At 71.3% G+C, this 22,549-nt stretch carries 21 protein-coding genes; 18 read left to right on the top strand and 3 right to left on the bottom strand.

All coding sequences use genetic code 11. The features are described 5' to 3' along the window. Positions 1-72 precede the first annotated feature (72 nt). The 3 genes from V4Y03_RS05145 (at position 73) to thrS (ending at position 4,116) form a co-directional block, all read left to right on the top strand. The gene (locus V4Y03_RS05145) at positions 73-639 is read left to right on the top strand and encodes a DUF4365 domain-containing protein (RefSeq protein WP_317878797.1); all 567 of its coding nucleotides are present in this window, start codon (positions 73-75) and stop codon (positions 637-639) included. Next, entirely contained in the window at positions 639-1,952 is a 1,314-nt protein-coding gene (locus V4Y03_RS05140) for a hypothetical protein (RefSeq protein WP_332434161.1), read from the top strand. Before V4Y03_RS05145 ends, V4Y03_RS05140 begins: the two co-directional genes overlap by 1 nt. Positions 1,953-2,139: 187 nt before the next feature. After that, positions 2,140-4,116, top strand: a complete 1,977-nt coding sequence (gene thrS / locus V4Y03_RS05135) for a threonine--tRNA ligase (protein WP_317874506.1) — start codon at positions 2,140-2,142, stop codon at positions 4,114-4,116. A gap of 30 nt (positions 4,117-4,146) precedes the next feature. Here the strand turns inward: thrS and V4Y03_RS05130 are convergent, their stop codons facing one another. Next, positions 4,147-4,833: a potassium channel family protein gene (locus V4Y03_RS05130; RefSeq protein ID WP_332434160.1), complete on the bottom strand. Its 687-nt coding sequence runs from the start codon at positions 4,831-4,833 to the stop codon at positions 4,147-4,149. A gap of 65 nt (positions 4,834-4,898) precedes the next feature. On the opposite strand from V4Y03_RS05130, the gene V4Y03_RS05125 reads away from it, so the two are divergent. Beyond that, positions 4,899-5,462, top strand: a complete 564-nt coding sequence (locus tag V4Y03_RS05125; protein ID WP_332434159.1) for an HIT family protein — start codon at positions 4,899-4,901, stop codon at positions 5,460-5,462. An 86-nt stretch (positions 5,463-5,548) separates the two neighbouring features. Here the strand turns inward: V4Y03_RS05125 and V4Y03_RS05120 are convergent, their stop codons facing one another. Continuing rightward, positions 5,549-7,204, bottom strand: coding sequence for a hypothetical protein (locus tag V4Y03_RS05120; RefSeq protein WP_332434158.1), 1,656 nt, complete (start codon positions 7,202-7,204; stop codon positions 5,549-5,551). A 175-nt stretch (positions 7,205-7,379) separates the two neighbouring features. Continuing rightward, positions 7,380-9,587, bottom strand: coding sequence for an elongation factor G-like protein EF-G2 (locus V4Y03_RS05115; RefSeq protein WP_332434157.1), 2,208 nt, complete (start codon positions 9,585-9,587; stop codon positions 7,380-7,382). Positions 9,588-9,861: 274 nt separating this feature from the next. On the opposite strand from V4Y03_RS05115, the gene pgsA reads away from it, so the two are divergent. The 14 genes from pgsA to V4Y03_RS05045 all read left to right on the top strand — a co-directional run bounded on the left by pgsA (position 9,862) and on the right by V4Y03_RS05045 (position 22,378). Further along, positions 9,862-10,524: a phosphatidylinositol phosphate synthase gene (pgsA, locus tag V4Y03_RS05110; protein WP_317874511.1), complete on the top strand. Its 663-nt coding sequence runs from the start codon at positions 9,862-9,864 to the stop codon at positions 10,522-10,524. After that, on the top strand, positions 10,521-11,465 hold the full coding sequence (locus V4Y03_RS05105; protein ID WP_332434156.1) for a phosphatidylinositol mannoside acyltransferase: 945 nt from the start codon (positions 10,521-10,523) through the stop codon (positions 11,463-11,465). Before pgsA ends, V4Y03_RS05105 begins: the two co-directional genes overlap by 4 nt. Beyond that, positions 11,462-12,613 (top strand): glycosyltransferase family 4 protein, encoded by a 1,152-nt coding sequence (locus tag V4Y03_RS05100; RefSeq protein ID WP_332434155.1) that lies wholly within the window; start codon positions 11,462-11,464, stop codon positions 12,611-12,613. The genes V4Y03_RS05105 and V4Y03_RS05100 overlap by 4 nt, the downstream gene beginning before the upstream one ends. Before the next feature lie 145 nt (positions 12,614-12,758). Next, entirely contained in the window at positions 12,759-13,301 is a 543-nt protein-coding gene (locus V4Y03_RS05095) for a hypothetical protein (RefSeq protein ID WP_317874514.1), read from the top strand. A gap of 117 nt (positions 13,302-13,418) precedes the next feature. Beyond that, positions 13,419-14,333, top strand: a complete 915-nt coding sequence (pdxS, locus tag V4Y03_RS05090; RefSeq protein ID WP_317874515.1) for a pyridoxal 5'-phosphate synthase lyase subunit PdxS — start codon at positions 13,419-13,421, stop codon at positions 14,331-14,333. Positions 14,334-14,339: 6 nt separating this feature from the next. Further along, positions 14,340-14,930 carry a pyridoxal 5'-phosphate synthase glutaminase subunit PdxT gene (gene pdxT, locus V4Y03_RS05085; RefSeq protein WP_317874516.1) on the top strand — a complete coding sequence of 197 codons (591 nt, stop codon included), beginning with the start codon at positions 14,340-14,342 and terminating at the stop codon, positions 14,928-14,930. 62 nt (positions 14,931-14,992) lie between these two features. Next, positions 14,993-15,745 carry a YebC/PmpR family DNA-binding transcriptional regulator gene (locus tag V4Y03_RS05080; protein WP_317874517.1) on the top strand — a complete coding sequence of 251 codons (753 nt, stop codon included), beginning with the start codon at positions 14,993-14,995 and terminating at the stop codon, positions 15,743-15,745. A gap of 110 nt (positions 15,746-15,855) precedes the next feature. Further along, positions 15,856-16,419 (top strand): crossover junction endodeoxyribonuclease RuvC, encoded by a 564-nt coding sequence (ruvC, locus tag V4Y03_RS05075; RefSeq protein ID WP_332434154.1) that lies wholly within the window; start codon positions 15,856-15,858, stop codon positions 16,417-16,419. After that, positions 16,416-17,048, top strand: a complete 633-nt coding sequence (gene ruvA / locus V4Y03_RS05070; RefSeq protein ID WP_332434153.1) for a Holliday junction branch migration protein RuvA — start codon at positions 16,416-16,418, stop codon at positions 17,046-17,048. The genes ruvC and ruvA overlap by 4 nt, the downstream gene beginning before the upstream one ends. 74 nt (positions 17,049-17,122) lie before the next feature. Next, positions 17,123-18,211: a Holliday junction branch migration DNA helicase RuvB gene (gene ruvB, locus V4Y03_RS05065; RefSeq protein ID WP_332434152.1), complete on the top strand. Its 1,089-nt coding sequence runs from the start codon at positions 17,123-17,125 to the stop codon at positions 18,209-18,211. A gap of 165 nt (positions 18,212-18,376) precedes the next feature. Beyond that, complete coding sequence (gene yajC / locus V4Y03_RS05060; RefSeq protein ID WP_332434151.1) at positions 18,377-18,853, top strand: preprotein translocase subunit YajC; 477 nt, start codon at positions 18,377-18,379, stop codon at positions 18,851-18,853. Between the two features lie 144 nt (positions 18,854-18,997). Next, positions 18,998-20,749, top strand: a complete 1,752-nt coding sequence (gene secD / locus V4Y03_RS05055; RefSeq protein ID WP_332434150.1) for a protein translocase subunit SecD — start codon at positions 18,998-19,000, stop codon at positions 20,747-20,749. A gap of 1 nt (position 20,750) precedes the next feature. Then, positions 20,751-21,830, top strand: coding sequence for a protein translocase subunit SecF (gene secF, locus V4Y03_RS05050; RefSeq protein WP_317874523.1), 1,080 nt, complete (start codon positions 20,751-20,753; stop codon positions 21,828-21,830). After that, complete coding sequence (locus tag V4Y03_RS05045; RefSeq protein WP_317874524.1) at positions 21,827-22,378, top strand: adenine phosphoribosyltransferase; 552 nt, start codon at positions 21,827-21,829, stop codon at positions 22,376-22,378. Before secF ends, V4Y03_RS05045 begins: the two co-directional genes overlap by 4 nt. Positions 22,379-22,549: the final 171 nt, after the last annotated feature.

Raw genomic sequence — 22,549 nt, 5'->3', positions numbered from 1 at the left:
AACGGTGATACCCGGACTGTTTGCGCCGTACGCGGACCGGTCACAACAGAAGGGACGGGGAAGGAAGAAGACATGGCGCTCGCCCAGCCCGAGTCGGGAGGGCTGCCGCCCCAGCGGCTGGCTCCGACACGCGGCTCACTCGCCACCACCGCCTGCATGGAGACCCTTCAGGTGGGATACCTGCACGCCGTCGCGGCCGCGGCCGGCTGCTCGCTGTCCCAGCCCTTTCCGGACAACGGCATCGACTGGCACGTGAGCCACAGCGCTCCCGGCCACACCGTCGACGACGAGGTGACCATCAAGGTGCAGCTCAAGTGCACCTACCAGATACCGCCGCGCCCGCCCGGGAGCACGTTCTCGTTCACTCTCGACAACGACCACCTGGTGAAACTCGCCAGGACCCCGGTCTCCGTCCACAAGATCCTCGTCGTGATGCTCGTCCCGCGGGCACCTGAGGACTGGCTCAGGGCGAGCCACGACCGCCTCGACCTGCGGCACTGCTGCTACTGGACCAACCTGGCCGGACAGCCGGTCACGGGACGGCGCCGGACCACCGTGCGCATCCCGACGACGCGGATCTTCGACGACCGGGCACTCTGCGAGATCATGACCCGGGTCGGCGTGGGAGGGAGACCTTGATGCACCGACCGATCGACGAACCGGGGTTCGGGGACGAGGGGGGCGGAGCCGGGCGCGGCCCCGTCCCTCCGCCCTACCGGCCCCACCCGCCGCCCGGCGACACCCCCGGGCCCTGGACGGGCATCCCCGCCCCGCCCACCGGACCCTGGGCCGACACCCAGGGCGCCCCCGACCCGGGCAGGGTCGACCCGCGCGTCCTCGGCGCCCTCCTCGCCCGGCACGGCTGGCGGCGGCGCGGCGGGGCGGCCGGCCGCTACAGCCGCTGGACCCCGCCCGGCAGCGGCTCCGGCACCAGCCTCCTGGTCCCGGAGAGCCGCTCCTTCCCGGACTGCGAGGACCTGCTCGGCGAGGCCCTCACCGCCCTCGCCCACAGCGCCACGCCCTCCGCCCGCGAGGTCCTCACCGGCCTCGCCGTGCCCAGTGACGAGATCCGCTGGTGGCGCGACGTGCCCCCGGGCCCCGCGGGTACGGTCCCCTGGACCGTGCAGGAGCAGCTCAGGTCCGCCGCCCGCCAGCTCCTGCTGGCCGGCGCCCTCGCCGTACGCGGCCGGGCCGGCTACTACGGGGCCCGGCACCGGCGACCCGCCCAGACCTCCCTGGAGACCGTCGTCGTCGGCGCGGCCCCCGGCGGGCGCGGCCTCACCGCCTTCCTGCCCGTCGACCCCGGCCGCCCGATCGCCGTGCGGCTCTACCACGCGCTCCACGCGGCCCGCGAGGCCACCGACTACCAGCGGGCCACCGGCGGCATGGAGGCCTTCGACGCCGCCGTCGAGGCGGGTGTCAGCCGGGAACTCACCGAGGCCCTCGTCGCCCTCGTGCGGGGCACCGAGGGCGCCCGCGTCGCCCTGGAGTGGGCGCCGTCCGCCGGGGCGCCCGAGGGCTGCGCCGCCCGGCCCGAACCGGTCGAGTTCTCGCCCGGCGACCTGCCCGCGCTGCGCGAGGCGAGCGCCCGCTACCTCACCGGCGAACCGTCCGTACCGGTCAGGCTCACCGGCGCCGTCGTCCGCATGCGCCGCTCCGGGACGCGCGGCGAGGGCACCGTACGGCTCCGCGTGCTCGGCGGCGCGGAGGTCCCGCACGTCCGGGTGACCCTGGACGAGGAGGCGTACCGCACGGCGGGGCACGCCCATCTCGTAGGGCTCCCCATCCGGGTCGTGGGCCGGCTGGAGAGCCGGGGCGGCTTCCGGCGGCTCACCGACGCGTCGGGGGTCGTCCCCGTACAGGTCGATGAGACGGAGCGGGACCGGCTGATGAAGTCGCTCCAGGAGAATCTGGACTTCTTCGAGGAGGCGTGCGGGCCGGACGAGGGCTGAAAGGACGGAGGCCGGGACCGGGGACGGTGCGGCCGGACCGGGGACGGTGCGGCCGGGCGGTGGCAAACCGCTTCGCGGGCGGGCCGGTCGTCTCGGTAGGATCAGCGGTGCGCGGCACCTCGTCTCTGTCGCGCACCGCCGGCGCCGGCACCTCGTGTCTGCCTGCGCCCTTATGTACGGAGTACCCGTGTCTGATGTCCGTGTGACCGTCCAGTCCGCCTCGGAAGCAGAGGAGAGGGCGGTGAGCGCGGGCACCACCGCCGGCGCCCTGTTCGCCGACGACCGCACCGTCATCGCCGCCCGTGTGGCCGGCGAACTGAAGGACCTGTCGTACGAGCTCGCCGACGGCGATGTCGTCGAGGGCGTCGAGATCTCCTCCCCGGACGGTCTCGACATCCTGCGCCACTCGACCGCGCACGTCATGGCCCAGGCCGTGCAGGAGCTCTTCCCCGAGGCCAAGCTGGGCATCGGCCCGCCGGTCCGGGACGGCTTCTACTACGACTTCGACGTCGAGAAGCCCTTCACTCCCGAGGACCTCAAGGTCATCGAGAAGAAGATGCAGGAGATCCAGAAGCGCGGCCAGCGCTTCGCCCGCCGTGTGGTGACCGACGAGGACGCCCGCGCCGAGCTGGCGGACGAGCCGTACAAGCTGGAGCTCATCGGCATCAAGGGCTCCGCGTCGACCGACGACGGCGCGAACGTCGAGGTGGGCGGCGGCGAGCTGACCATCTACGACAACCTCGACGCCAAGACCGGCGACCTGTGCTGGAAGGACCTCTGCCGCGGTCCGCACCTGCCCACCACCCGGAACATCCCGGCGTTCAAGCTCATGCGCAACGCCGCCGCCTACTGGCGCGGCAGCGAGAAGAACCCGATGCTCCAGCGCATCTACGGCACCGCCTGGCCGTCGAAGGACGAGCTCAAGGCCCACCTCGACTTCCTCGCCGAGGCCGAGAAGCGCGACCACCGCAAGCTCGGCAACGAGCTGGACCTCTTCTCCATCCCGGACGAGATCGGCTCCGGCCTCGCGGTCTTCCACCCCAAGGGCGGCATCATCCGCCGGGTCATGGAGGACTACTCGCGCCGGCGGCACGAGCTGGAGGGCTACGAGTTCGTCTACTCGCCGCACGCCACCAAGGGCGCCCTCTTCGAGAAGAGCGGCCACCTGGACTGGTACGCGGAGGGCATGTACCCCCCCATGCAGCTCGACGGTGGTACCGACTACTACCTCAAGCCCATGAACTGCCCGATGCACAACCTGATCTTCGACGCGCGCGGCCGCTCCTACCGTGAACTGCCGCTGCGCCTGTTCGAGTTCGGCACCGTGTACCGGTACGAGAAGTCCGGCGTCGTGCACGGTCTGACCCGGGCCCGCGGCTTCACCCAGGACGACGCGCACATCTACTGCACCCGCGAGCAGATGGCGGAGGAGCTGGACAGGACCCTCACCTTCGTCCTGAACCTGCTGCGCGACTACGGTCTGACCGACTTCTACCTGGAGCTGTCCACCAAGGACCCGGAGAAGTTCGTCGGCTCCGACGAGGCGTGGGAGGAGGCCACCGCGGTCCTCCAGCAGGTCGCCGAGAAGCAGGGCCTCCCGCTGACCCCCGACCCGGGCGGCGCCGCGTTCTACGGCCCGAAGATCTCCGTGCAGGCGCGGGACGCCATCGGCCGCACCTGGCAGATGTCGACCGTGCAGCTCGACTTCAACCTGCCGGAGCGCTTCAACCTGGAGTACACCGCGTCGGACGGCACCAAGCAGCGCCCGGTCATGATCCACCGCGCGCTGTTCGGTTCCATCGAGCGCTTCTTCGCGGTGCTCCTCGAGCACTACGCGGGCGCGATGCCGCCGTGGCTGGCGCCCGTCCAGGCGGTCGGCATCCCGATCGGCGACGCGCACGTCGAGTACCTCCAGGACTTCGCGGCCGACGCGAAGAAGCTGGGGCTGCGGGTCGACGTGGACGCCTCGTCCGACCGGATGCAGAAGAAGATCCGCAACCAGCAGAAGCAGAAGGTTCCGTTCATGATCATCGTCGGTGACGACGACATGGCCGCGGGCACCGTCTCCTTCCGCTACCGCGACGGTTCGCAGGAGAACGGCATCGCCCGTGACGAGGCGCTGGCGAAGCTCCTCGACGTGGTGGAGCGCCGCGTCCAGGTGTGACGCGCGCCCCGCGTGAGCGGGGTGCTTGGATCAGGCCCCCGGGAAATTCCCCGGGGGCCTCTTCTCGTCCTCCCTGGCGAACGTCTGGATCAGCCAGGACGAGAAGGAACCCGTCACCGCGCCCAGCAGCGCCAGGCCGACGGCCATCAGGCCCACCGCCACCAGCCGTCCCATCGGGGTCACGGGCGTCACGTCCCCGTACCCCACCGTCGCGAGGGTGGAGCAGGCCCACCACACCGAGTCGCCGAAGGTGACGATCGTGGCGCCGGGGGCGCCGACCTCGTACTTGTAGACGGCGAGCGCGCCCGAGAAGCCCAGCAGGGCCACGGTCAGGCCGGCGTAGACCATCACGCGCGCGTAGAGGCTGAGCCGGGGCTTGTCCTGGCGGCGCTGCACCCGGTCGTAGATGCTCACCATGCGCACCGGCCGCAGCAGCGGAAGCACCAGGACCACCGTGTCGAGGAGATGGGTGCGGAGGAAGCGGAACACGCCCTGGCCGCTGAGGCGGAGCCGTACCGCATAGTCCAGGACGAACAGGGCCCAGGCCGCCAGGGTGGCGGTGAGGCAGATGTTGAGCCAGAGCTGCGGGAGGTGGTGGCGGGCGAGGACACGGACCGCGTAGCCCGCGAGATAGACGAGGGAGGCCACGGCGAGCGGGATCTCCATACGACGGTCCCAGCGCTCCTGGCGGGGCGGTTTCGGTGGCCTGACGCTCATCGGATCAGCATGGCCGCTCCATGGATCTTCCGCCCCGGCGACACGTTCCGAACGGGCGACGCAATATGCTGCACAGCATGACGACTGAGCCGGAGCAGCAGATCGGAGTGGGGACGCGGGACGCGTTCCAGCGCCTGTGGACGCCTCATCGGATGGCGTACATCCAGGGCGAGAACAAGCCCACCGGGCCGGGCGCCGACGACGGCTGTCCGTTCTGCTCGATTCCGGCGAAGTCGGACGAGGACGGTCTGGTGATCGCGCGCGGTGAGAGCGTGTACGTGGTCCTCAACCTGTATCCGTACAACGGCGGCCACCTCATGGTCGTCCCCTACCGTCACGTCGCCGACTACACGGACCTGGACGCGGCGGAGACGACGGAGCTCGCCGACCTCACCAAGCGCGCGATGGTCGCGCTGCGGGCGGCGTCCGGGGCTCACGGCTTCAACATCGGCATGAACCAGGGTGCCGTCGCGGGCGCCGGCATCGCCGCGCACCTGCATCAGCACGTGGTGCCGCGCTGGGGTGGGGACACCAACTTCATGCCGGTCGTCGGGCACACCAAGGTGCTGCCGCAGCTGCTCGCCGACACCCGCAAGATGCTGGCCGACGCCTGGCCGGCCACGGTCTGAGCGGACGGTGAGGGGCCCGGACCACGGTCGTGGTCCGGGCCCCTTCGCGTTTGTCGGGGACCGGGTCCCTCCCGGGTGCGCCCCGGTCAGGCGTCGTAGACGTCGGCCTTCTTCGGGCCCGGTTCCTGGATGCCGCCGCTGAGGGCCAGCGAGCGGTTGGTGAAGCGCTCCGTGTCCACGTTGTGCTCGTCGAGCACCTTGAGCGTCGCGGAGTGGACGGCGCGGAGCACGGGCGCGGCCATGCGGATGGCGTCGTCGGCCATGAAGCGGTTCTTCCAGAGCGGCCCCGCCCACACGTGCCGCAGACCGAACGGCTCGGGCAGGCTCATCTTGCCGCCGAGGTACTCCAGGACCGGCGGGTACCAGGTGAGCGGGGCGCGCACCGCGAGCCGGACGATGTCGTTGGTGCCGAGCAGCGGCTGCTGGATCTCCTTGGTCTCCCAGAAGCGGACGGTCTTGGAGACCTCCTTGGTCTTCGCCTTCGGCTTCGTGGTGAAGAGGCCGTGGACGGGGCCGAGCGCGTGCCCGGTGACCTCGATCCGGAGCGTGTGGAGGAGGGAGGTCACGGTGACCATCATGGTCAGCACCAGATTGCCGTCCCAGAGCGTGAACTGCACGCCGAGGTAGTGGCGGTTGCCCGCGCCGAACTGCTGGTCGTTGCAGATGCGCTGTATCTCGTGCGGCTTGACCTGGTAGTGGACGATGTTGTCGCCCTCGGGGCGGCTGACCTCGTCGGCGCCCTCGCCGACCGGGGAGACGATCCAGTGCTTGACGGTCGGCTTGGGGAAGCCGGTCTTGAGGGTGCCGCGCTCCAGGAGGGTCAGCTCGTCGTGGATCCTGCGGACGATGTCCCAGGCGCGGAAGGCGTGGAGTTCCCGGCCGGCCTGCGGGACCAGTTCCTCGGCGAGCGTCCAGTTGCCCCAGCGGGTGCCCAGACCGAGGATTCCCTTGGTTCCGGCGTAGAAGACGATGTTGGACTGCTGCTCGGCGGAGAGCTTCTCCAGGTTGACCCGCAGTGCCTCCGCCGACTTCTCGCCCGGGTCCTGGGGGACGGACTTGGGGACGTGGGGGCCGACGCCGCCGCCGCCGAGCAGGCCGCTCCAGCGCTCGCGGAGGTCGATCGCGGCGTTCAGGCAGATCCGGCTCGCGAGGAACCAGCCGACGACCGGGGCGACGACCATCGCGCGCAGGTAGTTCGGCAGGATCCCGTCGAAGGGCAGCTTGAGCAGGACGAGCGCGGCGAAGATCCCGGCGGCCCAGAGCAGGGCGGTGCCGATGGCGCTGTTGCGCTTGTTCTCGGAGCCGGAGACGAGCCGGCGGAGCTGGATGACACCGAGCCAGAGCAGCAGGCCGGGCAGGAAGAGGACGCCGCAGAAGAAGGTGACCAGGGTCAGCTTGACGTCGCGCTGCCTGCGCAGGTGCGTGGCGGCCAGGCAGTGTTCGACGACCGGCTGCGGCTCGGCGCCGAAGGACTGGATGAGGGCCTTGCGGGCGCCGCCGAGCATGCGGGCCTGGACCGCGCGGGAGAAGGCCTCCCCGAGGTCGGGGCTGAAGAGCCCCCACTTCCCTTCCTTGACCGTGGTCTTGTAGAGCTCGCTGTCGGCCTGCTTGATCGTGTCCAGAGGACTGTCCCGGTACGCGGCGGAGGCGAGCGCGTTGGTCGCGCCCGTACCGCCCCCCGAGTTCTGGAGGGGGATCTGAGCCCCGGGTCCGAAACCGTCGATCGCCACTGCCGCCCCCATCGCGCGCGAGTATTTGTGCGGGCTGTTCCCAACTGCCGCGCCCCGCACACCTTCTGAGCTGGGCACCACAGCGTAACCGGGGACCGACCTGTGCGTCACCGCCTGTGGATATCGCGGCCGAATGATGTACGCCCGACCTGGGGCGGGCGCCCGTCGCTCGCTGTCATTCTCTCAACTAGGCACTGTTTTCGGCCTGTTCGCGCATCGTCGCGGCGAGCTGCGGCGGCATCGGTTCGTGCCGGGCGTACGCGCGGTCGAACCGGCCGGTGCCGTGCGACACCGACCGCAGGTCGATCGGGTACCGCCCGATCTCGATCTCCGGCACCTCGGCCCTCACCAGGGTCCGCCCGGGACCTGCCTGTTCGGTGCCGACCACCCGGCCCCGTCGCCCCGACAGATCGCTCATCACCGGCCCGACGTACTCGTCCGGGACGAGCACCCGGACCTCCACGACCGGCTCCAGGAGGGCGACGTCGACCTCGGCGGCCGCCTCCCGCAGGGCCAGCGCGCCGGCGGTCTGGAAGGCGGCGTCGGAGGAGTCCACCGAGTGCGCCTTGCCGTCCCGCAGGGTGACCCGGACGTCGACCAGCGGATAGCCGGCGGCGACCCCCCGCGCGGCCTGGGCACGTATCCCCTTCTCCACGGAGGGGACGAACTGGCGCGGGACCGCCCCGCCGACCACCTTGTCGACGAACTCGATGCCGCTGCCCGAAGGGAGCGGCTCCACCTCGATCTCGCAGATCGCGTACTGGCCGTGGCCGCCGGACTGCTTGACGTGCCGGCCCCGGCCCGCCGAGGCACCACCGAACGTCTCGCGCAGCGACACCTTGTGCGGCACGGCGTCGACCTGTACCCCGTACCGGCCCCTGAGGCGTTCGAGGACGACGTCCTGGTGCGCCTCGCCCAGGCACCACAGCACCACCTGGCGGGTGTCCGGGTTCTGTTCGAGCCTCAGGGTCGGGTCCTCGGCCACCAGCTTGGCGAGGCCCTGGGAGAGCCGGTCCTCGTCCGCCTTGCCATGGGCCCGGACCGCGAGCGGCAGCAGCGGCTCCGGCATGCTCCACGGCCGCATCAGGAGCGGATCGTCCTTCGAGGAGATCGTGTCGCCCGTCTCGGCCCGGCCCAGCCGGGCCACGCACGCGAGATCACCGGCGATGCACCGCGCCATGGGCCGCTGCTGCCTGCCGAACGGAGAGGTGAGCCCGCCGATCCGCTCGTCGACGTCGTGGTCCTCGTGGCCCCGGTCGGCGAGACCGTGACCGGAGACGTGCACGGTCTCGTCGGGGCGCAGGGTGCCGGAGAAGACCCTGACCAGGGAGATCCTTCCCACGTAGGGGTCGGCGGCGGTCTTGACGACCTCCGCCACCAGGGGTCCCTCGGGGTCGCAGGAGAGCGGGGGCCGGGGGCGCCCGTCGGGGGTGGTGACGGCGGGGGGCTCGTGCTCCACGGGGGAGGGGAAGCCGCCCGTGATCAGCTCCAGGAGTTCGAGGGTGCCCAGACCCTGCGTCCCGCCGTCGGCGGCCGGGGCGGCCGCGAGCACCGGGTGGAACGCGCCCCGCGCGACGGCCTTCTCCAGGTCGTCGACGAGGGTCTTCCCATCGATCGCCTCGCCGCCCAGATAGCGGTCCATGAGGGTCTCGTCCTCGCTCTCGGCGATGATCCCCTCGATCAGCCGGGCGCGGGCCTCCGCGATCCGCTCCCGCTGCTCCTCGTCCGGCGGGACCTCCCGGCGCACCCCCGTGGAGTAGTCGAGGATCCGCTCCGACAGCAGGCCGGCGAGGCCGGTCGCGGGCGCGTGCCCGTCGGCGCCCTCCGGGCCGCGCACCGGCAGGTAGAGGGGGAGGACGGCGTCCGGGTCGTCACGGCCGAAGAGGCCGGCGCAGAGGGCGGTCAGCTCGCCGAAGTCGGTGCGGGCCGTGTCGAGGTGGGTGACGACGATGGCGCGGGGCATGCCGACGGCGGCGCACTCCTCCCAGATCATCCGGGTGGAGCCGGCGACCGCGTCGGCCTCCTGGGCGGCCGAGACGACGAAGAGGGCCGCGTCCGCCGCGCGCAGACCGGCCCTCAGCTCCCCGACGAAGTCGGCGTACCCCGGTGTGTCCAGGAGGTTGATCTTGTACCCGTCCCAGCCGACCGGTACGAGCGAGAGCTGTACGGAGCGGTGCCGGCGGTGCTCGATCTCGTCGTAGTCGGAGACGGTGCCGCCGTCCTCGACCCGCCCGGCCCGGTTGACCGCACCGGCCGTCTGCGCGAGCGCCTCGACCAGGGTCGTCTTCCCCGATCCGCTGTGGCCGACCAGCACCACGTTCCGTACGGCCGTGGGCCGGTCGGCCGTCGGAGCCCTTCCGGCGGCCCCGGCGGCCGTGTTCGCCTTGTCACCCATGATGTGTTCCTCCCGACTGCTCGCACGGTGCGGCGTGACGCGGGCGGGCGCGGGGGAGTGGTGCGTCGCGGTACGGCTCCTGCGGGTGCCCGCGGTGGTCCTTCGAGCTTTGCACCGACGCCAGGACGCGTCCATACGTCGTACGCGGGAGGACCCACCGGGGGACGCCGACGCGGCCGGGCGGGTGCCCGCCGGTACGCCGGGGCGCTCGTGGCTACGATGGGTGAGCCGGTGGTCATAGGGGCCGCGCGGCCCACCGAACCTCGGGAAGGCCATGCTGAACAAGTACGCGCGTGCATTCTTCACGCGTGTCCTCACACCGTTCGCAGCGTTTCTGCTCCGCCGGGGCGTCAGCCCCGACGCGGTCACGCTCATCGGCACGGCGGGGGTGATGGCCGGCGCGCTGGTCTTCTTCCCCCGCGGAGAATTCTTCTGGGGCACCATCGTCATCACCCTCTTCGTCTTCTCCGACCTCGTCGACGGCAACATGGCCCGGCAGGCCGGCATCTCCAGCCGCTGGGGGGCCTTCCTCGACTCCACGCTCGACCGGGTCGCCGACGGCGCCATCTTCGGCGGCTTCGCCCTCTGGTACGCGGGCAAGGGCGACGACAACGTGCTGTGCGCCGTGGCGATCTTCTGCCTGGCGAGCGGCCAGGTCGTGTCGTACACCAAGGCGCGAGGCGAATCGATCGGCCTGCCCGTCGCCGTCAACGGCCTGATCGAACGCGCCGAGCGCCTGGTGATCTCGCTGGTCGCCGCCGGCCTCGCCGGGCTGCACAAGTTCGGCGTGCCCGGGATCGAGGTGCTGCTTCCGATCGCGCTGTGGATCGTGGCCGTCGGCAGCGCCGTGACCCTGGGGCAGCGGGTCGTGACCGTACGGCGGGAATCGGCCGAGGCGGACGCCGCCGCGGCCCAGGGGGGCGGGGCCACCACGTGAGCGCGTTGAAGGACAAGCTGAGCGACGGGCTGTACGGCGCCGGCTGGGCGACCGTCAAGAAGCTGCCCGAGCCGGTGGCCGCGGGCCTCGGCCGGCGGATCGCGGACCTGGCGTGGAAGCGACGCGGGAAAAGCGTCCTGCGGCTGGAATCCAACCTCGCGCGCGTGGTGCCGGACGCCACGCCCGAGCGGCTCGCGGAGCTGTCGAAGGCCGGCATGCGTTCGTACATGCGGTACTGGATGGAGTCCTTCCGGCTGCCGACCTGGAGCAGGGAACGGGTCGAGCGCGGGATAGACATCAAGGACGTCCACCACCTGCAGGAAGGGCTCGCCGCCGGCCGCGGGGTCGTCCTCGCCCTGCCGCACCTGGCGAACTGGGACCTGGCCGGGGTGTGGGTGACCCGCTCCCTCGGCGTGCCGTTCACCACGGTCGCGGAGCGGCTCAAGCCGGAGACGCTGTACGACCGGTTCGTCGCCTACCGCGAGTCCCTCGGTATGGAGGTCCTCCCGCACACCGGGGGCTCCGCCTTCGGCACCCTGGCGCGGCGCCTGCGGGCCGGCGGGCTCGTCTGCCTGGTCGCCGACCGCGACCTGTCGGCCTCCGGCGTCGAGGTCTCCTTCTTCGGGGACACCGCGCGCATGCCCGCGGGCCCGGCGATCCTCGCCCAGCAGACCGGCGCGCTGCTGCTGCCGGTGACGCTCTGGTACGACGACACCCCGGTCATGAGGGGGCGGATCCACGCCCCCGTCGACGTGCCCGAGTCAGGTACACGGGCCGAGAAGACGTCCGTCATGACACAGGCGCTGGCCGATGCCTTCGCCGGCGGCATCGCGGACCACCCGGAGGACTGGCACATGCTGCAACGACTGTGGCTCTCGGACCTGGAAGCACGCCCGGAACCGGCCACCGGTGCCGCGCTGGACGGGGAGCGCGGCGCGTGAAGATCGGGATCGTCTGCCCGTACGCCTGGGACGTGCCGGGTGGCGTCCAGTTCCACATCCGCGACCTCGCCGAGCATCTGATCCGGCTCGGCCACCAGGTCTCCGTCCTCGCCCCCGCCGACGACGAGACCGCGCTGCCGCCGTACGTGGTCTCGGCCGGCCGGGCCGTGGCCGTGTCGTACAACGGCTCGGTGGCCCGGCTCAGCTTCGGCTTCCTCTCGGCCGCGCGGGTACGCCGCTGGCTGCACGACGGCACCTTCGACGTCGTCCACATCCACGAGCCGACCTCGCCCTCCCTCGGGCTGCTGACCTGCTGGGCGGCGCAGGGGCCGATCGTCGCCACCTTCCACACCTCGAACCCGCGCTCGCGCGCCATGATCGCCGCGTACCCGATCCTCCAGCCCGCGCTGGAGAAGATCAGCGCGCGGATCGCGGTCAGCGAGTACGCGCGGCGCACGCTCGTCGAGCACCTCGGCGGTGACGCCGTCGTCATCCCCAACGGCGTCGACGTGGACTTCTTCGCGCGCGCCGAGCCGAAGAAGGAGTGGCAGGGCGAGACCCTCGGCTTCATCGGCCGGATCGACGAGCCGCGGAAGGGCCTGCCGGTCCTCATGCGGGCCCTCCCGAAGATCCTCGCCGCGCGGCCCGGGGCGCGGCTCCTGGTCGCCGGGCGCGGGGACGAGGAGGAGGCGGTGGCCTCGCTGCCGCGCGAGACGCGCTCCCGGGTGGAGTTCCTCGGCATGGTCAGCGACGAGGACAAGGCGCGGCTGCTGCGCAGCGTCGACGTGTACGTGGCGCCCAACACCGGCGGCGAGAGCTTCGGCATCATCCTCGTGGAGGCGCTGTCGGCCGGAGCGCCGGTCCTCGCCTCCGACCTGGACGCCTTCGCCCAGGTCCTGGACCAGGGGGCGGCGGGCGAGCTCTTCGCCAACGAGGACGCGGACGCGCTGGCGGAAGCCGCGATCCGGCTCCTCGGCGACGGGGAGCGCCGCGCGGAACTGAGCGCCCGGGGCTCGGCCCATGTGCGCCGCTTCGACTGGACGACGGTGGGCGCGGACATCCTCGCGGTCTACGAGACGGTGACGGACGGGGCGGCGGCGGTGGACACGGACGAACGCGTGGGGCTGCGGGCGCGGTTGGGGCTGTAGCCGCAGCGGCAGCCGCATGGGGGCGGGCTCCACGCGCGCGTGGAGCCCGCCCCTGGATGTCCCGTGCGGTACGCGCGCGTGTCCCGTTCGCCCATGACCGTGACGTTTGGGAAGGGGCGCCGTCGCCCCGGTAGCCTGTGCGCCCGTGACCGAAACCCTGATCTGGACCGTCGTCGCGCTGATTCTCATCGGCGTCTATCTCAGCTGGACCGCCGGACGGCTCGACCGGCTGCACTCCCGTATCGACGCCGCCCGCGCGGCCCTGGACGCGCAACTGCTGCGCCGGGCCTCGGTCACCCAGGAGCTGGCCACCTCCGGTGTGCTCGACCCGGCCGCCTCGATCGTCCTGTACGAGGCCGCGCACGCCGCCCGGCAGGCCGAGGAGGAGCAGCGGGAGGTCGCCGAGAGCGAGCTGAGCCAGGCCCTGCGGGTCGTGTTCGGCGAGCCCGAGCAGGTGGAGCTCGTACGGGAGGCGGCCGGCGGCGAGGAGGCCGCGGAAGAGCTCGCGCAGGCCGCCCGGCGGGTGCCGATGGCCCGCCGGTTCCACAACGACTCCGTACGGGCCGCCCGCGCCCTGCGCCGCCACCGGAAGGTCCGCTGGTTCCGGCTCGCGGGCCACGCGCCCTTCCCGCTGGCCTTCGAAATGGACGACGAGCCGCCGGTGGCCCTTGCCGATCGCCCGGCCTGACACCCCGTAACCTGCGAAAACGATCCACCAGGTCCACATTGGCCCTTGCTGTGGACCGCAGGTGGACTGTTTCCTCACTGTTGTCGTCAATTCGCTGTTGTCACGAGTGAGGTACTTGTGTCCACCACGCCTTCCCCCTCCCCCCAGTCCCCCGAGACCGGCACCGCCCGTGTGAAGCGCGGCATGGCCGAGCAGCTCAAGGGTGGCGTGATCATGGACGTGGTCAACGCCGAGCAGGCGAAGATCGCCGAGGACGCCGGCGCCGTGGCCGTCATGGCCCTGGAGCGGGTCCCCGCGGACATCCGCAAGGACGGCGGCGTGGCCCGCATGTCCGACCCGAACATGATCGAAGAGATCATCGGCGCGGTGTCCATCCCGGTCATGGCCAAGTCCCGCATCGGCCACTTCGTCGAGGCCCAGGTCCTGCAGTCCCTCGGCGTCGACTACATCGACGAGTCCGAGGTCCTCACCCCGGCCGACGAGGTCAACCACTCCGACAAGTGGGCCTTCACGACCCCCTTCGTCTGTGGCGCCACCAACCTGGGCGAGGCCCTGCGCCGCATCGCCGAGGGCGCGGCCATGATCCGCTCCAAGGGCGAGGCCGGCACCGGCAACGTCGTCGAGGCCGTCCGCCACCTGCGCCAGATCAAGAACGAGATCGCCAGGCTGCGCGGCTTCGACAACAACGAGCTGTTCGCCGCCGCCAAGGACCTGCGCGCCCCCTACGAGCTGGTCAAGGAGGTCGCCGAGCTCGGCAAGCTGCCGGTCGTGCTGTTCTCCGCCGGTGGTGTCGCCACCCCCGCTGACGCCGCGCTGATGCGCCAGCTCGGTGCCGAGGGCGTCTTCGTCGGCTCCGGCATCTTCAAGTCGGGCGACCCGGCCAAGCGCGCCGCCGCCATCGTGAAGGCCACCACCTTCTACGACGACCCGAAGATCATCGCGGACGCCTCCCGCAACCTGGGCGAGGCCATGGTCGGCATCAACTGCGACACCCTCCCCGAGTCCGAGCGCTACGCCAACCGCGGCTGGTAGTCACTCATGAGCACCCCCGTCATCGGTGTCCTGGCACTCCAGGGCGACGTACGGGAGCATCTGATCGCCCTGGCCGCGGCTGACGCCGTGGCCAGGCCGGTGAGGCGCCCCGAGGAGCTGGCCGAGGTCGACGGCCTGGTCATCCCCGGTGGAGAATCCACCACCATCTCCAAGCTGGCCGAGCTGTTCGGCCTGATGGAGCCGCTGCGCGAGCGCATCGCCGCGGGCCTGCCCGTCTACGGCACCTGCGCCGGGCTCATCATGCTCGCCGAGAAGATCCTCGACCCGCGCTCGGGCCAGGAGACCTTCGGCGGCATCGACATGATCGTCCGCCGCAACGCCTTCGGCCGGCAGAACGAGTCCTTCGAGGCCGGCGTCACCGTCGCGGGCATCGAGGACGGCCCCGTCGAGGGCGTCTTCATCCGGGCCCCCTGGGTGGAGTCCGTCGGCGCCGAGGTCGAGATCCTCGCCGAGCACGGCGGTCATGTCGTCGCCGTACGGCAGGGCCGGGCGCTCGCGACCTCGTTCCACCCCGAGCTCACCGGGGATCACCGCATCCACGCCCTGTTCGTCGACATGGTGCGCGCCGCGGGCTGATCCGATCCCGGTAGGATCTCTCGGGTTCGTGCAGTAATGGGTTACGCGAAGGAGACAGGCAGATGTCCGGCCACTCTAAATGGGCTACGACGAAGCACAAGAAGGCCGTGATCGATGCCAAGCGCGGCAAGCTCTTCGCGAAGCTGATCAAGAACATCGAGGTCGCGGCCCGTACGGGCGGCGCCGACCTGGACGGCAATCCGACGCTGTTCGACGCCGTCCAGAAGGCGAAGAAGCAGTCGGTCCCCAACAAGAACATCGACTCCGCGCTCAAGCGCGGTTCGGGTCTTGAGGCCGGCGGCGCCGACTACGAGACGATCATGTACGAAGGCTACGGCCCGAACGGTGTCGCGGTGCTCATCGAGTGCCTCACCGACAACCGCAACCGCGCCGCCTCCGACGTGCGCGTGGCCATGACCCGGAACGGCGGCTCCATGGCCGACCCGGGCTCGGTCTCGTACCTGTTCAACCGCAAGGGCGTCATCGTGCTCCCCAAGGGCGAGCTGTCCGAGGACGACGTCCTCGAGTCGGTGCTCGAGGCCGGCGCCGAGGAGGTCAACGACCTCGGTGAGTCCTTCGAGATCATCAGCGAGGCCACCGACCTGGTCGCGGTCCGTACCGCCCTCCAGGAGGCCGGCATCGACTACGACTCCGCCGAGTCCAGCTTCGTCCCGACCATGCAGGTCGAGCTCGACGAAGAGGGCGCGCGCAAGATCTTCAAGCTGATCGACGCGCTGGAGGACAGCGACGACGTGCAGAACGTCTTCGCCAACTTCGACGTCAGCGACGAGGTCATGGAGCAGGTCGACGCCTGATCACGGCCGTTCACCAGCGGGCCGACGGGGACACACCCCCGTCGGCCCGCTGCGTTGTCGGTGGCAGCCGATAGCCTGCACAAACAGATGAGCGAAGGAAGGGGGGCGACGTGCGCGTTCTCGGGGTGGACCCCGGACTGACCCGGTGCGGCATCGGCGTCGTCGAGGGCGTCGCCGGACGGCCCCTGACCATGCTCGGCGTGGGTGTGGTCCGGACGGCCGCGGACGACGACATCGGCGTGCGCCTGGTCGGCATCGAGCGCGGCATGGAGGAGTGGCTCGACCGCTTCTCACCCGAACTCGTCGCCGTGGAGCGGGTGTTCAGCCAGCACAACGTGCGTACGGTGATGGGCACGGCCCAGGCCAGCGCGGTCGCCATGCTCTGTGCCTCCCGCCGCGGCATCCCCGTCGCCCTGCACACCCCCAGCGAGGTCAAGGCCGCCGTCACCGGCAGCGGGCGCGCCGACAAGGCCCAGGTCGGGGCCATGGTGACCCGTATCCTCCGGCTCCCCGCCCCGCCCAAGCCGGCCGACGCCGCCGACGCCCTCGCCCTCGCCATCTGCCACATCTGGCGGGCCCCCGCCCAGAACCGACTCCAGCAGGCCGTCGCCCAGAACCGACTCCAGCAGGCGGTCGCCCGGCAGGCGTCCGCAGTGAAAGGCCGAACCCGATGATCGCCTTCGTCAGCGGCCCGGTCGCCGCGCTCGCCCCCACCACGGCCGTGATCGAGGTCGGCGGCGTGGGCATGGCCGTCCAGTGCACCCCGGCGACCCTCGCGGGCCTGCGGATCGGCGAGGACGCCCGGCTCGCCACCTCCCTCGTCGTCCGTGAGGACTCCCTCACCCTGTACGGCTTCGCCGACGACGACGAGCGGCAGGTCTTCGAACTCCTCCAGACCGCCAGCGGCGTCGGCCCCCGCCTCGCCCAGGCCATGCTCGGCGTGCACAGCCCCGACGCCCTGCGCGTCGCCGTCTCCACCGGCGACGAGAAGGCCCTCATGGCCGTCCCCGGCATCGGCAAGAAGGGCGCGCAGAAACTCCTCCTCGAACTGAAGGACAAGCTCGGCGCCCCCCTCGGCAGCAGCGGCCTGGTCGGCGCCCAGCGCGCCTCGGCCACCGGCCCCGCGCCCTGGACCGAGCAGCTGTCCGCCGCGCTCATCGGCCTCGGGTACGCGAGCCGCGAGGCGGAGGAGGCGGTCAGCGCCGTCGCACCGCAGGCCGAGGCCGCGATCGCCGAGGGCGGTACCGCCCCCGTACCGCAGCTGCTCCGGGCCGCCCTGCAGACCCTCAACCGGACCCGCTGACCGCCCCCTGACCCTGGCGGGACCGGGGGAGGCACCCCCACCGACCAGGCCGTACGAACGAGAAGGCATCCACCGTGAACTGGGACGACGACATCACCGCCGAGGCCACCGACGCCGAGGCGCGCATCGTCGGCGCCTCCGCCGAGGGGGACGACCAGGCCGTCGAGGCGGCCCTGCGCCCCAAGGACCTCAGTGAGTTCGTCGGCCAGGAGAAGGTCCGCCAGCAGCTCGACCTGGTCCTCAAGGCCGCCCGCCAGCGCGGTGCCACCGCCGACCACGTCCTGCTCTCCGGTGCCCCCGGCCTCGGCAAGACCACCCTCTCGATGATCATCGCGGCCGAGATGAACGCCCCGATCCGCATCACCTCGGGCCCCGCCATCCAGCACGCCGGAGACCTCGCCGCGATCCTCTCCTCCCTCCAGGAGGGCGAGATCCTCTTCCTCGACGAGATCCACCGCATGTCCCGGCCCGCCGAGGAGATGCTCTACATGGCGATGGAGGACTTCCGCGTCGACGTCATCGTCGGCAAGGGCCCCGGCGCCACCGCCATCCCGCTGGACCTCCCGCCCTTCACCCTGGTCGGCGCCACCACCCGGGCCGGCCTCCTGCCGCCACCGCTGCGCGACCGCTTCGGCTTCACCGGGCACATGGAGTTCTACGACCCCGCCGAACTCCAGCGCGTGATCCACCGCTCCGCCGGACTCCTCGACGTCGAGATCGACGCCGCCGGAGCCGCCGAGATCGCCGGCCGCTCCCGCGGCACCCCCCGTATCGCCAACCGGCTGCTCCGCCGCGTCCGCGACTACGCGCAGGTCAGGGCCGACGGAGTGATCACCCGGGAGATCTCCGAGGCCGCCCTCAGCGTGTACGAGGTCGACGGCCGCGGCCTCGACCGCCTCGACCGGGCCGTCCTGGAGGCCCTGCTCAAGCTCTTCGGCGGCGGTCCGGTCGGCCTCTCCACCCTCGCGGTGGCCGTCGGGGAGGAGCGCGAGACCGTCGAGGAGGTCGCCGAACCCTTCCTCGTACGCGAAGGCCTGCTGGCCCGTACACCCCGTGGCCGGGTCGCCACTCCGGCGGCATGGGCGCACCTCGGACTCCTTCCGCCGCAGGCAGCGGGCCCGGGCGGCGGGGGAAAGGGACAACAGGGGCTCTTCGGGGCGTGACGGTGCCGACACTCGCCCGGACAGGAACCGGGGTGCGATGCTGGACGTTGTTCCATCGATGCGGACTCGCCTAGACTCCGCCGATGCCGCCCTTTCCGGTCGGCGCGCCCACCCCCGAAGATCAGGCCGCGGGTTCTCCGCGACCGTGCGAAGGAAACCCGTCCCGTGAGCATCGTGACCCTCCTCCCCTTCATCGTCCTCATCGGGGCCATGTTCCTGATGACCCGCTCTGCCAAGAAGAAGCAGCAGGCGGCGGCGCAGATGCGCAACGAGATGCAGCCCGGCACCGGCGTGCGCACGATCGGGGGGATGTACGCCACCGTCAAGGAGATCGGCGACGAGACCGTTCTCCTCGAGGTCGCGCCGGGCGTTCACGCGGTCTACGCGAAGAACTCGATCGGTGCGGTCCTGGAGGACTCCGAGTACAACCGGATCGTCCACGGCGACGAGGAGGAGTCGGACACCGACACCGTCGTCCCGGACGACGCCTCCTCGCTGACCGAGGCCGCCGAGGCCGAGGCCACGGAGACCATCGAGGACGCGGCGCCCAAGGCCGACCTGACCAAGAAGTCGGACGCGGCCGAGGCCGCCACCGAGGGGCAGAAGGACGGCAAGACCGACGGCGAGACCGACGCGAAGTAGTCGCGGCCGGGGACACCGCGCACGCCCACCGGCGCGCGCGGTCCCCCGAACGGTTCCAGGTCTGCGGGGGATGGTCCCCACACACACTTCGTGGCCGTCGTGCGCACACCCGGCGCGGGACGGTTGGACAGGGAGATACGACAGGTGGCAGCACCGAAGAAGGGCCGAAGGCCGGCGGGGGGACAGAGCCGGCCGGGCCGCGCCCTGGCACTCATCCTGATCGCCATGGTCGCGCTCACCGGCGGGATGTTCTGGTCGGGGCACACCACCCCGCGCCTGGGCATCGACCTCGCCGGCGGTACGTCGATCACGCTCAAGGCCAAGGCTGAGCCGGGCCAGGAGTCGGCGGTCAACGAGACCAACATGAACACCGCCGTCAGCATCATCGAACGGCGTGTCAACGGTCTCGGTGTCTCCGAGGCCGAGGTCCAGACGCAGGGCCGCGAGAACATCATCGTCAACATTCCTCGCGGGACGAACGAGAAGCAGGCCCGGGAGCAGGTCGGTACCACCGCTCAGCTCTACTTCCGGCCCGTCCTCGCCGTCGCGGCAGCCGCGCCGCAGCCGACGCCGACCGGTACCGCCTCCGGCTCCCCCTCGGCCCCGCCGAAGCCGTCCGCCTCCGGCGCGACGGCGGGCAAGAAGTCGGCCACCCCGACGGCCACCGCCTCCACGCAGGGCCGCGCGGTCACCGAGGCCCTCAAGGCCCCGACCCCCACGCCCACCGGGACCCCCAAGGCCACGGAGACCCCCAAGGCGAAGCCGACTCCGGACCCCGCCACCGCGGCGCTGGAGCAGAAGTTCACCACGCTGAACTGCCTCGACCCCAAGCAGCGGACCGCCGCCGGCCAGGGCGTCCTGCCGGCCCAGCCGGCCGTCGCCTGTGGCAAGAACGCGATCGGCCAGTGGGAGAAGTACCTCCTCGGCCCGGCCGAGGTCGAGGGCAAGGACGTCGACAACGCCAAGGCCGCGATCGACCAGCGCAGCGGTCAGTGGATCGTCGACATGGAGTTCACGGGCGCCGGCTCGAAGAAGTTCCAGTCGATCACCAGCAAGCTCTCGCAGCAGACCGAGCCGCAGAACCAGTTCGCGATCGTCCTGGACGGCGAGGTCGTCTCCGCGCCCCGCGTCCAGACCACGCTGAGCGCCAGCGCGCAGATCTCCGGCAGCTTCAACCAGCAGTCCGCCCAGGACCTCGGCAACATCCTGTCCTACGGCGCCCTGCCGCTCGCCTTCCAGACCCAGAGCGTCGACACCGTCACCGCCGCCCTCGGCGGTGACCAGCTGCAGGCCGGTCTGATCGCCGGCGCCATCGGCCTCGGTCTCGTCATCATCTACCTGGTGGCCTACTACCGCGGCCTGTCGCTGATCGCGATCCTCAGCCTCGGCGTCTCGGCACTGCTCACCTACGTGCTCATGGCCCTGCTCGGCCCGGCCATCGGCTTCGCGCTGAACCTGCCGGCCGTCTGTGGTGCCATCGTCGCCATCGGTATCACCGCGGACTCGTTCATCGTCTACTTCGAGCGCATCCGCGACGAACTCCGCGAGGGCCGCACGCTCCGCCCGGCCGTCGAGCGCGCCTGGCCGCGTGCCCGCCGCACCATCCTGGTCTCCGACTTCGTGTCGTTCCTGGCCGCGGCCGTGCTCTTCCTCGTCACCGTCGGCAAGGTCCAGGGCTTCGCGTTCACGCTCGGCCTGACCACCCTGCTCGACGTCGTCGTGGTGTTCCTCTTCACCAAGCCGGTCATGACGCTCCTCGCGCGGACCAAGTTCTTCGGCGACGGCCACCCCTGGTCCGGCCTGGACCCGAAGCGACTCGGCGCCAAGCCGCCGCTGCGCCGCACCCGCCGTGCCAATGCCTCTGCCGCTGGCCCTGTCGACCCGAAGGAGGCGTGAGATGTCGAAGCTCGGCGATCTCGGCGCCCGGCTCCACCGCGGTGAGGTCGGTTACGACTTCATCGGCAACCGCAAGATCTGGTATGGCCTGTCCATCCTGATCACCATCACCGCCATCGTCGCCCTGGCCGTCCGCGGCCTCAACATGGGCATCGAGTTCCAGGGCGGCGCGGTCTTCACCACCCCGAAGTCGGAAGTCTCCGTCAGCCAGGCGCAGGAGTACGCGGAAGAGGCCTCCGGCCACGACGCGATCGTCCAGCAGCTCGGCAACGGCTCCCTGCGCATCCAGGTCGGCGGTCTCGACACCGAGAAGTCCGACCAGGTCCGCGCGGAGCTCGCCAAGGACCTGAACGTCCCCGAGGACAAGATCGCGGCGGAGCTGGTCGGCCCCAGCTGGGGTGAGCAGATCGCCAACAAGGCCTGGACCGGCCTCGGGGTCTTCATGATCCTCGTGGTGATCTATCTGGCCATCGCCTTCGAGTGGAGAATGGCGATCGCGGCGCTCGTCGCGCTCATCCACGACCTCACGATCACGGTCGGCATCTACTCGCTGGTCGGCTTCGAGGTCACCGTCGGTACGGTCATCGGCCTGCTGACGATCCTCGGCTACTCGCTGTACGACACCGTCGTCGTCTTCGACTCCCTCAAGGAGCAGACGAAGGACATCACGAAGCAGACCCGCTTCACCTACAGCGAGCTGGCCAACCGCTCGATCAACGGCACCCTGGTCCGTTCGATCAACACCACCGTCGTCGCGCTGCTGCCGGTCGCCGGCCTGCTCTTCATCGGTGGCGGCGTCCTCGGCGCCGGCATGCTCAACGACATCTCGCTGTCGCTGTTCGTCGGTCTCGCCGCCGGTGCGTACTCGTCGATCTTCATCGCCACCCCGCTCGTCGCCGACCTCAAGGAGCGCGAGCCGGCGATCAGGGCCCTCAAGAAGCGCATCCTCGCCAAGCGGGCCAGCGCGGCCGCCAAGGGCGAGTCGTACGACGGCACCGACGAGCTGTCCGACGTGGCCGAGGCGGCCGTCGTCGGGCCGCGGGCGGGCCGCCGCGGGCGCACCCAGGAGCACCGAGGATGACCGCCGAGGCCCAGGACGTCACCGGGCTCCTGCTCAGCCGCATCCGCGACGTCCCCGACTACCCGAAGCCGGGCGTGCTGTTCAAGGACATCACGCCGCTGCTCGCGGACCCGGAGGCGTTCACGGCGCTCACCGACGCCCTCGCCGGGCTGTGCTCCGCGCACGGCGCGACGAAGATCGTCGGCCTGGAGGCGCGCGGCTTCATCCTGGCCGCCCCGGTGGCCGTCCGCGCGGGCCTGGGATTCATCCCGGTCCGCAAGGCCGGCAAGCTCCCCGGGGCCACGCTCCGCCAGGCGTACGAGCTGGAGTACGGCACCGCCGAGATCGAGGTGCACGCCGAGGACCTGGTGGCGGGCGACCGCGTCATGGTCATCGACGACGTCCTCGCCACCGGCGGCACGGCCGAGGCCTCGATCGAGCTCATCCGCCGCGCGGGTGCCGAGGTCGCGGGCGTCGCGGTCCTCATGGAGCTCGGCTTCCTGCCGGGCCGTGCCCGGCTGGAGCCCGCTCTCGGCGGGGCACCGCTCACGGCACTGATCACGGTCTGACATCGGGGTTCACCCCGACAGGGGCGCTCCGGGGAATCCCCGGAGCGCCCCTTCGCGTTCTCCCTGACGTCCTCCCGGCCGCCGCGGCGATGCCCGCCAGGGAGCCGTCCAAACCCGGGCGCGTGAGCACGGGCACTCTTGGCTCGATACCATGGGTTTTCCGGGCCTGAC

Source organism: Streptomyces sp. P9-A4, from assembly GCF_036634195.1.
In the GTDB taxonomy this organism is placed as follows: Bacteria; Actinomycetota; Actinomycetes; order Streptomycetales; family Streptomycetaceae; genus Streptomyces.
The sequence above is the reverse complement of the archived record's forward strand: the minus strand, read 5'-3'. Positions and strand labels throughout refer to the sequence as shown.

Coding starts and splice junctions, on each gene's coding strand:
- V4Y03_RS05145 (WP_317878797.1), top strand. CDS start 73: ATGGCGCTCGCCCAGCCCGAGTCGGGAGGGCTGCCGCCCCAGCGGCTG.
- V4Y03_RS05140 (WP_332434161.1), top strand. CDS start 639: ATGCACCGACCGATCGACGAACCGGGGTTCGGGGACGAGGGGGGCGGA.
- V4Y03_RS05130 (WP_332434160.1), bottom strand. CDS start 4,833: ATGAGCGTCAGGCCACCGAAACCGCCCCGCCAGGAGCGCTGGGACCGT.
- V4Y03_RS05125 (WP_332434159.1), top strand. CDS start 4,899: ATGCTGCACAGCATGACGACTGAGCCGGAGCAGCAGATCGGAGTGGGG.
- V4Y03_RS05120 (WP_332434158.1), bottom strand. CDS start 7,204: ATGGGGGCGGCAGTGGCGATCGACGGTTTCGGACCCGGGGCTCAGATC.
- V4Y03_RS05115 (WP_332434157.1), bottom strand. CDS start 9,587: ATGGGTGACAAGGCGAACACGGCCGCCGGGGCCGCCGGAAGGGCTCCG.
- pgsA (WP_317874511.1), top strand. CDS start 9,862: ATGCTGAACAAGTACGCGCGTGCATTCTTCACGCGTGTCCTCACACCG.
- pdxT (WP_317874516.1), top strand. CDS start 14,340: ATGAGCACCCCCGTCATCGGTGTCCTGGCACTCCAGGGCGACGTACGG.
- V4Y03_RS05080 (WP_317874517.1), top strand. CDS start 14,993: ATGTCCGGCCACTCTAAATGGGCTACGACGAAGCACAAGAAGGCCGTG.
- ruvA (WP_332434153.1), top strand. CDS start 16,416: ATGATCGCCTTCGTCAGCGGCCCGGTCGCCGCGCTCGCCCCCACCACG.
- secF (WP_317874523.1), top strand. CDS start 20,751: ATGTCGAAGCTCGGCGATCTCGGCGCCCGGCTCCACCGCGGTGAGGTC.
- V4Y03_RS05045 (WP_317874524.1), top strand. CDS start 21,827: ATGACCGCCGAGGCCCAGGACGTCACCGGGCTCCTGCTCAGCCGCATC.